Raw genomic sequence first — 12,539 nt, 5'->3', positions numbered from 1 at the left:
GTGTGCACAGGAGATTTGATGAGTGAACTCAAGCGCGGCCTGAAAAGCCGGCACATTCAGTTGATCGCGCTGGGCGGCGCCATCGGCACCGGCCTCTTTCTCGGTATCGCGCAGACGATTCAGATGGCCGGCCCCTCGGTGCTGCTGGGTTATGGCGTGGCGGGCGTCATCGCCTTCTTCATCATGCGCCAGCTGGGCGAGATGGTGGTCGACGAACCGGTGGCCGGCTCCTTCAGCTACTTCGCCGACAAATACTGCGGTCACTGGGCCGGCTTCATGGCGGGCTGGAACTACTGGGTATTGTATGTGCTGGTCAGCATGGCCGAGCTGTCGGCGGTCGGCATCTATATTCAATATTGGTGGCCGGCGGTGCCGACCTGGGTGTCGGCGCTGGCCTTCTTCGCCATCATCAACGCCATCAGCCTGTTCAACGTCAAGGCCTTCGGCGAGATGGAATTCTGGTTCGCCATCATCAAGGTGCTGGCCATCGTCGGCATGATCCTGTTCGGCGCCTGGCTGCTGATCTCCGGCGACGCCGGTCCGCAAGCGACCGTGGCCAACCTGTGGCAGCATGGCGGCTTCTTCCCGCATGGCGTCAGTGGACTGGTGATGGCCATGGCGGTCATCATGTTCTCGTTCGGCGGGCTGGAACTGATCGGCATCACAGCCGCCGAAGCGGATAATCCATCGCAGACCATTCCCAAGGCGACCAACCAGGCCATCTACCGCATCCTGATCTTCTACATCGGCGCGCTGGGTATCCTGCTGTCGCTGTATCCGTGGCAAAAAGTAGTCACCAGCGGCAGCCCGTTTGTGCTGATCTTCCACGCGCTGAACAGCGATGTGGTGGCCAATGTACTGAACCTGGTGGTGCTGACGGCCGCGCTGTCGGTCTATAACAGCGGCGTGTACGCCAACACCCGCATGCTGTATGGTCTGGCCAGGCAAGGCAATGCGCCGCAGGCGCTGTTGAAGGTCAACGCGCGCGGCGTGCCGTTGACGGCACTCGGCGTATCGGCGCTGGCCACCGGGATCTGCGTCGCGGTCAACTACTTCATGCCGGCGCAGGCCTTCGGCTTTTTAATGGGGTTGGTGGTGTCGGCGCTGATTATCAACTGGGGCTTGATCAGCTGGATCCATTTGCGCTTCCGCGCGCAGAAAAAGGCGGCCGGCCAGATCACGCAGTTCCGCAGCCTGGGCTACCCTGCAACGAACTACCTGTGCCTGGCCTTCCTGGCGGCGATCCTGGTAGTGATGTACCTGACGCCGGACCTGCGGCTGTCGGTGTATCTGATTCCGGTGTGGCTGGCGGCGCTGGCCATCGGTTACAAGCTGCGCCGCCGCCCGGCCTGAGGTCAGATGGTTTCCCGTTCGCGCACAGTCTGCGGACTGGTCAGCGCGTAACGGGCGATATCGTCCTTGCGCATGAACGCCACGCCGGCCTTGCTGCGGGCGTAGGTGAGGAACTCGTCCCACACCCGCACCATCTGCGGCGTGCCGCTGATGCGGTCATGCGCGCTGATTGACATCATGCGGCGGCGCGTGCCGGCTTCCTCGTACAGCTGGTCGAATTCGCCCTTGATCTGTTCGAGGAACTGCTGCGGCGAGTAATTGCGGCCTTCGATCAGCAGGATATCGTTATTGCGCAGCGTGTAGGGCACGACCACGAAGTCCTTGCCATCTACCTGTTCGATAAACGGCTCGTCGCGGCTGACGTCATCAATGTGGTACGTGAAGCCCAGCTCCTGCAACAGTGACAGCGTGTTCGGACCGCGCCGCAGCCAGTTGCAGTTGTAGCCGGCAGTGCGTTCGCCGGTCACTTGCTGCACCATGTCGCGGCCAGCGATGAGGAAGGCGCGTTCTTCGTTGCGGGTCATGGCGTACTGCGAACTCCAGCGCGGGCCGTGGCCGGCGGCTTCGTGGCCGCGCTTGACGATTTCGCGCGCCAGCTCGGGATGGCGCTGCACCGCTTCGCCGATCATGTGCGAGGTGACCTTGACGCCGTGCTTATCCCACAAATCCAGCATGCGCGGGATGCCTTCGCGGTAGCCGTAGGCGAACCAGGTGTTGGCGACGGCGTCGGATTTCACGCTGGCGGGAAAGTCGACTTTCGGGAATGGCGAGTCGGCGCCCTTGGGTGGCTGGCCACCGGCCTCGAACTGCATCGAGATTGAGATCACGAGGCGCGCATCGTTGGGCCAGAATGTTCCGCTACCGCCAGCGCCCTGCGTGGTCGCAGCATCTGCAGCATCAGCCGCCCCCGCCGCACCGGCGACACCTGCCGCCATCACCGCCGCACCGCTGGCCGCCTGCGCCAGAAAGCGACGGCGCGCCCCCAAAACGGCGCTCACAGCAAACCTCCGCCGTCAACATCCACCACCGCGCCGGTCATGAATCCGTTCTGCATCAGCATCAAGTACGCCTGCGCCAAATCAGATCCCTGCCCGACACGTCCCACCGGTATGCCAGCACCTGCGCGCTGCGCCATCGCACCACGCTCAGCATCGGTCATCTGGCCCCACATGCCGGTTTCCACCATGCCGGGGCTAACCACATTCACGCGCAACGGCGCCAGTTCCTTGGCCAGCGTCTTGCCCATCACCTCCACCGCTGCATTCATGGTCGATTTAACGACGCCACCCGGCATCACCTTGCGCGACAGAAGACCGGAAGTCAGCGTCACCGAACCACCCGCTTTCAGATAACGCGCCGCGTACTTCACCGCCCGAAGTTGGCCGAACACCTTCACATTGAAAGCCGCCATCGCCTGCTCCGGCACCAGATCCACCAGCCGGCTGGAAGGAATTACCGGACCGGCCGTCACCACCAGATGATCGAATGCGCCAACGTCGGCGAAGAAGCGCTGTACCGCCGCGTCATCCGTCACATCCAGCTGCACCGCTTCGATCTGCGACGGCCAATCCGCCGGCTTCGCGCGTCGGCCTGCCGCAATCACCCGCGCGCCTTCGGCCGCCGCCTGCTCCGCCACCGACCGCCCTATACCGGACAGCCCCCCAACTACCACGACCAGCTGATTCTTCATGATGCACTCCTAAATGAGATAACGTGCATTCATTCTGCGCCCCAACCCGCATGCCGATAATTGGCCCAATGCTTGAATGACCTTCAACGCCAGATTGAAGATCGGTTGATTGCCGCACAGACCACCCCCGCGTGCGCCGCCACCATGACAGTACCTTAGTTCGGAGGGAATTCCCATGCCTACGCCCACTTCCGCCCCGCACCACCCCTTGCAACTGCCCGCCCTGGCCGGCTGGCTGATACTGACGTTTATCTTCGCCGCCATCGGCGCCTACGCCTCGGCGCAAGCGGCAGACTTCTATCTTCAACTCGATAGACCCGATTGGGCTCCGCCGGCCTGGCTATTCGGCCCCGCGTGGAGCGCGTTGTACCTGCTGATGGCCGTGGCCGCCTGGCGCGTGCAGCGCGCCACGACCACCGCCAGCGGCCGCCCCGCGCTCACGCTCTACGTTGTGCAATTGGCCGCCAACGCCTTGTGGACCTGGCTATTCTTCGGCTGGCATCTGGGCGCATGGGCGTTTGTCGAGATTCTGCTGCTATGGGTGCTGATCGCCGCCACCATCGCGGCCTTCTGGCGGCGCGACCGCATGGCCGGACTGCTGTTAGTTCCCTATATCGGCTGGGTGAGTTTTGCCACCTGCCTTTGCTACAGCATTTGGCAACGCAATCCTTCCGTGCTCTGATCAGGCCACGCGGCGCACGCGAAAATGCTCCACTGTCTGCACCGAATGCGTGGTGCGGAAGCCGAAATAGCCACCGCCCACCAACGGCCCCGGTGCATTGAAGTACTCACGGTCATCCACGTACAACCGCGTGCCACGCGCATCGACCACGATGCGGATGTGGTACGGGTGACTGGCCTTCAGGAGATACTCGGGCGCGGTGTATTCCCGCAGCAGATTGCGCGCACCGCTGCCGTCGTAATAGCGGAAGCGCGTGGTACTGTTGGTATTGCCGCCGATGCCTGCATAGAACAGCCGCAGCGCACCGTATTCTTCCAGTGTGCCGGACTGCTTGAAGCCGTGAGGTAGCTGCGCCTCCCAGAAGAAGTTCAGATCCGACAGCCGCCCCTCTGCCAGCACCGTGCGAGTGAAGCTGATTTCGTAATGGCCTAGCAGTTGCTGGCGCAGCCACACCGTCAGCCCGCGATCTGCCTTCAGGATCAGCGCACCACGTTCGACGTACGCTGCTGCGACGGTGTTGCCCGCTTCCGCCTCCACCGCCCAGGTTTGCGAATCGAAGCGCGCAAAGTCATCGCGCGCCAGCGTGCTGTCGGCCGCCTGCGCATCCAGGGCCTGCATGCCGATGGCGCCGAGTCCCCATTGCGCAACCGCATTGGTAGAGAGCGTTGGCGCCTCTTCCACCTCATTGAGCACCAGCGGCGGCTTCACGCGGCGCGAAACCAGATCCTTGTCACGCAGGCCCGCGCGACCTTCCTGGAACTGCGCCCAAGCGCGGGCCAGCATCTCCTTATCCTGCTGCTGCACGGCGACGTAGGCCAGCAAACGCGCGTGGCCCTGGCCCAGATTCAGCTTGCCCAGGTCTTGCCCCAACTCGGCCCTCTGCTGTTCCGGGCTGGCGTTGTACAGGCGGCAGTAGCGCAGCCAGGCCTCGCGGAAGGCCGGTTGCGGTACGGTGCGTATCAATTCGCTGGCGATTTCCGGCAGACCGAAGACGGCGCTCAGGTGCGACACATTAATTTTTGCATCGGCGTTATACAGGTAGGCGCCGGTGCGCAGATCCATGATGCCGCCTCCGGTCAGGAAACCTAGCGGCTGCGCGGCGATACTGGCCATACTGTTCAACAGTTTATCGCGATACTGCGGCTGGCCGGTACGTTCCCATTCGGTGAACCAGGCCGCAGCCACCGCCCCCCAGTCGGTGCCGAAGGCCACACTGGCGTGGTTATCTGGCTCCTTGTCCGGTGCTTTCTGGCCGATTTTTCGGCCGGGGATGATGGTGCGCAGGCGGTCTACCGCGTTCACCTGTTCGCGCAGCAGGTCGCCGACGCGTTCATCGGCGCTCAAGTAGTAGAAGAAGCGGCGATTGATGGTGGTGGACACGCGCAGCTGCTTGGCGCTGTCGCTCCAGTGCTGTACGCCGTGCCGCGTGCCGAGCGGGCTGTATGGGCCGATGTGGTGGATGTCGACTTCGCCGGTGTGGCGCGTCATGGCTTCGGCCAGCCGGTAGGCGTCGGAACGGCCGCTATGGAGGTAGTAGTGCCACAGCCAAATTTCCGTGCTCAGCTCCGAATTATCCCAGGCGAAGCCGCCGACGTCGTAGCGCCATACGTGGCGCTGGGTGTCGTAGGTATGCATTACATCGCCATAGTCCCAGTAGCCATACCATTTTCGGTCTTCCACCTGCTTGCAGTAGAAGTCGAAGGCCCACGCCAGTTGCTGATCGAGTTTGCTCGGCTTGGCGGCGGCCGGGTGCCAGTATTCGCTGAAGATGCCGGCGCTGTGCAGCCGTTCCGCTGACGTGGTCAGCATCGGCGGCGACTGGATGCGGCGGCTGATAGCGACCAGTTCTTCGTGCGACGGCGTGGCTGGCAGCAGTTGCAGTTCCAGTTCGCTGGTGCGGGCGACGCCGTATGGTGTGCCAAATTTTGGCTCGTAGTCCTCGTAGGTGATGTCGAGCGCATCGCGCTGTTTGGCGTAGTCGGTCTCACCCATGCCGTCGTGGTAAAAACGCAGGTCCATGGCTTCGGCCTTCGGCGCCCAGAGCCACAGTGTGACGGTGGCCTGGTCGGCTTCTGCTCCGTGAATGTCGATCTGACCGGGATAGCTTTGCCAGAAATTGCGGATGCCGAAAGCGATGCCGCATTCTGGCGTGCCGAGATAGCCGGTGCCGGCGGCGCGGTTGCCGCTTGCGGCGTGGATCCAGCCATGGCCTGGACTGGTGCGTTTGCTGATGCTGTAGCCGTCCGGATGCGATTGCAATAGCGTGTATTGGCCGAAAGCTGGCACGTAGCGCAGGTTTTTACTGACGTTGGCGGGTAGTGCGCCGGCGACGGCGCGGCCTTGGCGTTGTGCTTCGGCGGCGTCACCTGCATCGCGGCGCAGGCCGGTGAGGCCCTGCACGGCTTCAGCGAACACACCGCCGTTGGCGCCGACGAAGCGGATGTAGCGGTCGTGCAGCGGCGCGGTGAGCGGCACGTTGAAGCGCAGGCCAACGCCGCGGATGAAGGCTTGTTGTGGATCGGCGTCGTACACCAGCGTGTGCAGCACGCGGATGGCGTCCGAGTTTTTGTAGAAGTAGAGGCGGACGATGAAGGGTAGCAGTCTGGCGCCGTCTGCATGGCGGTGCGCGCCGTTGACGCGGATGACGGCGCGTTGCAGGCCGTTCTGCTCCAGCGTAACGGTGTCGATTACGCTGTCGTAGGCGCGGCGGCCATTGGTGCTGGCTTCGTCGTCGGCGGCGCCGTCTACCAGCAGCACAAGGCGGCCCTCGCGCAGCAGTGGCTTGTCTTCACGTTGAACGGCGTTTAGCAAAATGGCGCCAGATTTCGCCAGCGTGCATCGTAGCTTGCCGGTGTTGACGATAATCGCATCACCCTGCTCCGCCGCTAACGTACCAGCGGCAACAAGTCCGGCCGATGCTGCAGCCGTGGGCGACCCGGCTGGCATGGCGCGGCCGGTCGCGTCTAGCAACGCATGCAGCGTGTAACCGCCGGCTGGCGCTGCGCCATTGGCATCCGGCGGCAGCGCGTGGGCAGACCATTTGAGCGTACCATCCGGCCAATAAGCTAGCGGCCATGATTGCACCGCAACGGCCTCGCGGGCAGCTTGAACGCCGGCGAGCGGCGCGTCGGCGCGCTTGCTGGCCGGCCGCAGTTCAAACGTGCTGTCAGCAGGGACACGACCTTGCGGCCAAGGCACACCCCAGGTCGCGCCCTGGAAGCTGGCGGGCACACCCTCCAGCCAATGCAGAGGCGTCTCGCCCTCCTGCAAGGCCGATGTTCGGCCGCCTGCCTCCGGCCCAGCCAACTTATCCCGCGCAGCAGCCGCGCCACCTTCAGCCGAGCCCGCCGCGCCCCCCGTCAAAAGCGCCGCCAGTTTGAAAAACTGACGTCGTTCAAGCGATGCACTCATACCGCCAACTCCTTAATACTTGTAAGCCAGCGTTGCGCCGAAGGTGCGCTGCTCGCCCAGCCAGCCCCACACCGAACCGTAATCACCGGCCACCACACGACGGTAATACTGCTTGTCAAACGCATTGTTCACCCAGACCGACGCCGTCCACTCGCCGCGATCCAGCTTGCCGCTGGTGCCGGCCGAAAACGCCGCCAGACCATAACCCTGCACCCGCGTCAGCGAGGAATTGTCCACCGAGCCATACATCCAGCCACGATACGAATAACGCGCAGTGACGAAGTTCTTCAAGCCATTCTCGGTGCGCCAGTCATAACGCGTACTCGCATTCCACGTCACTTTCGGCGCATTGAACACGCGCTGGCCGGTCAGATTGCAGAAAGCCGGTGGCTTGGGCGACAAGGTAATCTCCGAACCGCAGCGTGCATGCGCGTAGTCGGTGTAGTAGGCATCGTTATAGACGCCCGCCAGATTCGCCTGCCAGCCCTTGGCCAGCGCCACACCGATCGTCGCTTCCGCGCCACGCGAACGGAACGAACCCGCGTTTAGCAAATAGGTCTGCTGGTCATCTGGGTTGTAGCCCTGCGTCTGGAAGTCAGTCACCTCCGTCAGGAATACATCCGCCTTCACGCTAACCTTGTTATCCAACAGCGAACCCTTGATGCCGAGTTCCGTGCTCTTGGTCTTTTCCGGCTTGATGATCAGCGTATCGTAACCAGCCGCCTTGGCCGCACCCGCCGAGATATTGATGCCGCCCGATTTCTCGCCGTAAGAACCGGCCAGATAGCTGTTCCACGCTGGCGCCAGCTGATACTTTAATACCAGCGTACCCGATGGCAGCACGTGGTATTCCTTGATATAGCCCGAATTGAAGGCAGCCTTGTTATAACGAATAAACTGGCCGCCCTTCTCTTCATAATTGGCGCGCACGCCGGCCACCAGATCCCAATCCTGCGCGATATGCAGCGTGCCCTGCGCATACGGCGAAACCATATGATCGTGCAGCAGGCCAAAGCGGATGATGTCCAGATTGTTGTTGCTGGCCGCATCCGTGTAGATGCCGGCCAGCTTGTTGTTGGTATAGCGCGTGTGCGCAGCTGTATCCAGGTTCTCGCCCAGATAGGTCAGTCCAAGCGCATAATCGAACTTCTCGCCAACCGGCGAATCCAGGCGCAACTCCTGCGACCAGGTGCGGTCCAGCACCCGCGTGCCGGTGTTGTTGTAGACCGCCACACTCAGACCGTCCGCATAGGTAGGATCGGAGCGGAAGTAACGGTACGAGGTCACGGAGCGCAGCTTGTAGCCATTGTCGAAGCGCCAGTTTGCCTCCGCCGACACGCCGCCTTGCCTTACGTGCGAACGGTTCTCGTCGTCCAGATCCACATTCGGCCCGAACACCACATGGTTGCCAACCGCCGTCGAGTGTTTGAGATAGCTATCCACCCCGCTGAACACATTGGTCGACAACAGCACCGCCGTCGGCTCGCTGTTGGTGACATTGATGTCGGCGCTCAGGCGCAAGTCAAAGTTGTCGCCACGCTTGTAGAGCAACTGGCCGCGCGCGCCGCTGCTGGTCGAACCATTCAGATGATTGCCGTTGCGGACATTGGTCACCGCGCCGTCGTTATTGCTGTACACCAGATTGAGGCGGCCGGCCCAGTTGTCCGACAAAGCGCCGGATACCATCGCGCGTCCCCGCGAGTAGCCATGCTGGCCATACGCCACGCTGGCGGAGGCCTCGGGCGCGAAGGAAGGCGCGCGCGTTTGCAGATTCAGCACGCCGCCGGTGGCATTTGCGCCAAACATCGTCCCCTGCGCGCCGCTCAGCACCTCGGCGTAGGCGATATCTCCCAGGCCGCTGCTCAACATGCCGGCGCGCGGCAGGTACACACTGTCGACATAAATCGCCACGCTGCTAGGCATGCCGATGTTGGAGTCGCCGCTAGCCTGGCCGCCGCCATCGCCCACGCCGCGAATCGATATCTGCGTGTCCGACGGATCGGTACTCTGGATCACCAGGCCGGGCACCAATTGTTGCAGGTCTTCCAGGGTGGTAAGGTTCTGCTCTTCCAGATCTTCGCCGCTAATCCGATAGGCGGACGTCGGCGCGCGCTGCACTTCGTCGGACTCCTGACTTCCGCGGCGCTTGGCCCCCTTCACCGTTACGCGCGCCAACACCTCGTTACTGGCGACTGGCGCGGAAACCACGGCAGCTGCCGCCACCTGTGCGCGCAGCGTCACCGGCGTAATCATGGCCTGCAACGGCGCACGCGCGGCAGCCGGCGCCGCAATCGCGCGGCGGATCGTCAGGGTGCGGCCACCACCAGCGCTGACCAATTCAAAACCTGTGCCTTCCAGCGCGCGTTCGATCGCCTCGGTGGCGCTGTAGTTGCCGCTCACCGGCGCGGAACGCACCGAGTCCACCAGCTTGGGATCGTAGGCCACCGCGACGCCGCTTTCCGCAGCAATGCGCAACAGCGTCTTGTCCAGCGAAGCGCCGGCCAGCTGGTACTGGTGGCGGGTCGCATCCTGCGCCAGCGCGGCTGGCAGTGCAAGTAACTGGGTCACGGCCAGGATGGCCAGGATGTGCTGTGGTTTTTGCAAAACATGCCTCACAAGGTTATGGCGCATCGATCGAAGCGCTTCACCAACCATGTGCATCGAGAATTGGAAAGTGACACCGTAAATGGAAAATTTTTTCAGGTTGCGCTCAGCACCGTCAAATAGCTGCCATAACGCTTGACGCGCAGCGGCAAAATATCAACAACCTGCATCAGCGCGAGCTCGACATCTTCCAGCCGAAATACGCCGCTGATCTGCATCGCCGCCGCGCGGCCGCTGACGCGCAATAGCCCTTTGCGATAGCGGCCGAAAATCTCCAACAGCTCAGAAAGCGGCATGCGGTCAGCCACGCAAACGCCGCGCGTCCACGCGCTGGCGGCGGCAAACGACATTTCCGCCTGCTGCACGCCCTTGTGATCGAAGTAGAAGGTTTCACCAGCCGACACCAGTACCGGCGGTCCGCCGAGGGTGCGCAGCAACGCGCTGCCGGCACTGACCGATACCATGCTGCGCTGATGCAGGCGGCCGACATTGAGGGTCGCACCCTCGGTGGCAACCATACCGTGGTCGGTGGCCACGCTGAGCAGATCGTCGCGCTGCGGCCAGGATTTGACCAGCACCTGTCCCTGTTTCAAGTCCAGGCGTGGACTGGCAGCGCTGCCACCGAGGTAGATGCGGCTATTGGCGTCGAACGCCAGCGGCGTACCGTCGGCCAGCTTGCCTTCGCCGCGCTCACCAACGGCGCTGCGCCAGTCGGCGTCAAGGCCCATGCCATGCAGCCCCTCCCGGATGCCCCACGTACCGCAACCCACCACCAGCATGGCAAAGGCCGCACGCAACACGCGGCGGCGTTCCGTCGCCGGCGTGCGCAAGGCATGCGCCATGGCCGAGGCATCGCGCGAGTGCGAACCGCCGATGCGCGAGAGCCGCTGCTGCAAGGCGTTCCAGGCTTGTTCGTTGTCGGCATGCGCCGTGCGCCAGTGGTCGAATTCATCCAGCACGGAGGCGCCAACATCGCCTTCGCGCAATCGTACTTCCCACATCACCGCCTGATGTTCGGCCGGCGCCAGCTTCATGCCAGCGCACAGCAGGCGGTCAACGCCTGCGCCATGTACTTGCGCACCATGCTGACCGACACACACAGACGCGTGGCGATTTCCGCATAGCCCAGTTCCTCGAACTGGCTGAGAATAAAGGCTTCGCGCGCTTTGGCGCTGATGCTTTGCAGCGCCGCGTCGATGCGCAGCAGTTCGTCGATGGCTTCGCAAACATCTTCGGGCGAGGCGTCGGAAAACTCCGGCGCCTGCGCCAGTTGTTCCAGGTATTCGCGTTCCAGGTCGCGGCGGCGCCAGAATTCGTAAGTGAGGCGGCGCGCAATGGTGGTCAGCAGCGCGCGCGGTTGGCGGATCTGGCCGACGTCTTCCATGCCAGCCAGTTCAGTGAATGCCGATGCCGCCAGGTCTTCTGCGTCATTGCGCGAGCCGACCAGGCGGTGGACGCTGGCCGTGAGCCAGCCATAACTGCGGCGGAATTCGCCGCCGAGGAATTGGTCGCGCGCGGCGGTAGCGAAGGAAACGGTAATCATGGCCGCCAATATAGAACGGCAGGCCACTTAATAAAACGAACAAATCCAAATAAGCTTCTTCCAAAATAAACGGCATCACCAAATGGATATAACAGCCTTCATTTTAGTTATCGCTCCGCAGCTGCGCACCGATGCGCAAAGTGGCGGCGATGTTGCGGGCTGCGTTGCGGACATTGGCTGCCGCGGAGGCCATCGCCTCTTCCACCGTGACCGGACGGCTGACGGAACCGAATACCGCGTCGATGCCGTGATCGTGCACCGCAGCCGCGCCGGTGCCCAGACCTCCGGCGATGGCAATCACCGGCTTGCCGTGACGCTGTGCCACTCGCGCAACACCAACCGGCGTTTTACCGTGGACGGTCTGTCCGTCGATGCGGCCTTCGCCGGTGATGACCAGGTCCGCATCGGCCACCGCAGCGTCCAGGCCCACCGCTGCCGTGACGATCTCGCTACCCGGCCGCAGACTGCCGCCGAGGAATACCAGCATGGCCGCGCCTATACCGCCACCGGCGCCGGCGCCCGGCACGTCGGCCACTTGCCGGCCAAGGTCGCGCTCAATCACTTGCGCGTAGTGGCGCAGATTATCGTCCAGACGCGCCACCATTTCCGGTGTGGCGCCCTTTTGCGGGCCAAAGATGGCAGAGGCGCCCTGCGGCCCCACCAGCGGGTTGCTGACATCGCAGGCCACGTCGAACACGCAGTCCTTGATGCGCGCATCAAGCCCGGACAGGTCGATACGGTCCAGTATATTCAACGCGCCGCCGCCCAGCGCCAGATCGGCGCCGGTGCCGTCCAATAAACGGCCGCCGAGTGCTTGCAGCATGCCGGCGCCACCGTCATTGGTGGCGCTGCCGCCGATACCCAGCACAAAGCGGCGTGCGCCGGCGTTGAGCGCGTTGAGGATCAGCTGACCAGTGCCGAAGCTGGTGGTGCGCAGCGGATTGCGTTGCGACGGCAGCACCAGTTCCAGCCCGCTGGCGGCGGCCATTTCGATCACCGCCGTCTGGCCGTCCCCCATCAAGCCATAGAATGCCGATACCGGATAGCCCAGCGGACCGGTGACCTGCAAGGCCACGCGCTTGCCGCCGCTGGCGTCGATCATGGCTTGGACTGTGCCTTCGCCGCCGTCCGCCACCGGTAATTTCACGTAGTCGGCGTCAGGGAAAATCTCGCGGAAGCCGGCCTCGATTTCGTTGGCCACGGCCATCGCCGTCAGACTCTCCTTGAACGAATCGGGTGCGATGACTATTTTCATA

General features: G+C 63.2%; 9 protein-coding genes. 2 read left to right on the top strand and 7 right to left on the bottom strand.

The window, feature by feature from the left end; translation table 11 throughout:
• Positions 1 to 18 precede the first annotated feature (18 nt).
• Positions 19 to 1,353, top strand: a complete 1,335-nt coding sequence (locus GTP55_RS18810) for an amino acid permease (RefSeq protein ID WP_161046378.1) — start codon at positions 19 to 21, stop codon at positions 1,351 to 1,353.
• A 2-nt stretch (positions 1,354 to 1,355) separates the two neighbouring features.
• Here the strand turns inward: GTP55_RS18810 and GTP55_RS18805 are convergent, their stop codons facing one another.
• Both GTP55_RS18805 and GTP55_RS18800 read right to left on the bottom strand, forming a co-directional pair.
• Positions 1,356 to 2,288, bottom strand: a complete 933-nt coding sequence (locus tag GTP55_RS18805; RefSeq protein ID WP_161046458.1) for a polysaccharide deacetylase family protein — start codon at positions 2,286 to 2,288, stop codon at positions 1,356 to 1,358.
• Between the two features lie 59 nt (positions 2,289 to 2,347).
• Positions 2,348 to 3,043 (bottom strand): SDR family oxidoreductase, encoded by a 696-nt coding sequence (locus GTP55_RS18800; protein WP_161046377.1) that lies wholly within the window; start codon positions 3,041 to 3,043, stop codon positions 2,348 to 2,350.
• 175 nt (positions 3,044 to 3,218) lie between these two features.
• Between GTP55_RS18800 and GTP55_RS18795 the strand changes: the two genes are divergently transcribed.
• Complete coding sequence (locus GTP55_RS18795) at positions 3,219 to 3,725, top strand: TspO/MBR family protein (protein WP_161046376.1); 507 nt, start codon at positions 3,219 to 3,221, stop codon at positions 3,723 to 3,725.
• Here the strand turns inward: GTP55_RS18795 and GTP55_RS18790 are convergent, their stop codons facing one another.
• The 5 genes from GTP55_RS18790 to GTP55_RS18770 all read right to left on the bottom strand — a co-directional run bounded on the left by GTP55_RS18790 (position 3,726) and on the right by GTP55_RS18770 (position 12,538).
• Complete coding sequence (locus GTP55_RS18790) at positions 3,726 to 7,136, bottom strand: exo-rhamnogalacturonan lyase family protein (RefSeq protein ID WP_202423782.1); 3,411 nt, start codon at positions 7,134 to 7,136, stop codon at positions 3,726 to 3,728. It abuts the gene before it with no gap.
• A gap of 12 nt (positions 7,137 to 7,148) precedes the next feature.
• Positions 7,149 to 9,740: a TonB-dependent receptor gene (locus tag GTP55_RS18785; protein WP_161046375.1), complete on the bottom strand. Its 2,592-nt coding sequence runs from the start codon at positions 9,738 to 9,740 to the stop codon at positions 7,149 to 7,151.
• A 95-nt stretch (positions 9,741 to 9,835) separates the two neighbouring features.
• A complete protein-coding gene (locus tag GTP55_RS18780) occupies positions 9,836 to 10,774 on the bottom strand; it encodes a FecR domain-containing protein (RefSeq protein WP_161046374.1) in 939 nt (312 codons plus the stop codon).
• Positions 10,771 to 11,283 carry a sigma-70 family RNA polymerase sigma factor gene (locus tag GTP55_RS18775; protein ID WP_161046373.1) on the bottom strand — a complete coding sequence of 171 codons (513 nt, stop codon included), beginning with the start codon at positions 11,281 to 11,283 and terminating at the stop codon, positions 10,771 to 10,773. The genes GTP55_RS18780 and GTP55_RS18775 overlap by 4 nt, the downstream gene beginning before the upstream one ends.
• A gap of 103 nt (positions 11,284 to 11,386) precedes the next feature.
• A complete protein-coding gene (locus GTP55_RS18770; RefSeq protein WP_161046372.1) occupies positions 11,387 to 12,538 on the bottom strand; it encodes a glycerate kinase in 1,152 nt (383 codons plus the stop codon).
• Position 12,539: the final 1 nt, after the last annotated feature.

The sequence above is a fragment of the Duganella margarita genome (genome assembly GCF_009857535.1).
Lineage (GTDB): Bacteria > Pseudomonadota > Gammaproteobacteria > Burkholderiales > Burkholderiaceae_D > Rugamonas > Rugamonas margarita.
This window is presented reverse-complemented; position numbering and strand designations above follow the sequence as displayed.

What these genes read in the sequence shown, in the direction of transcription:
- GTP55_RS18805 (WP_161046458.1), bottom strand. Translation starts at nt 2,288, where the DNA reads ATGGCGGCAGGTGTCGCCGGTGCGGCGGGGGCGGCTGATGCTGCAGAT.
- GTP55_RS18800 (WP_161046377.1), bottom strand. Translation starts at nt 3,043, where the DNA reads ATGAAGAATCAGCTGGTCGTGGTAGTTGGGGGGCTGTCCGGTATAGGG.
- GTP55_RS18790 (WP_202423782.1), bottom strand. Translation starts at nt 7,136, where the DNA reads ATGAGTGCATCGCTTGAACGACGTCAGTTTTTCAAACTGGCGGCGCTT.
- GTP55_RS18810 (WP_161046378.1), top strand. Translation starts at nt 19, where the DNA reads ATGAGTGAACTCAAGCGCGGCCTGAAAAGCCGGCACATTCAGTTGATC.
- GTP55_RS18795 (WP_161046376.1), top strand. Translation starts at nt 3,219, where the DNA reads ATGCCTACGCCCACTTCCGCCCCGCACCACCCCTTGCAACTGCCCGCC.
- GTP55_RS18775 (WP_161046373.1), bottom strand. Translation starts at nt 11,283, where the DNA reads ATGATTACCGTTTCCTTCGCTACCGCCGCGCGCGACCAATTCCTCGGC.
- GTP55_RS18770 (WP_161046372.1), bottom strand. Translation starts at nt 12,538, where the DNA reads ATGAAAATAGTCATCGCACCCGATTCGTTCAAGGAGAGTCTGACGGCG.
- GTP55_RS18780 (WP_161046374.1), bottom strand. Translation starts at nt 10,774, where the DNA reads ATGAAGCTGGCGCCGGCCGAACATCAGGCGGTGATGTGGGAAGTACGA.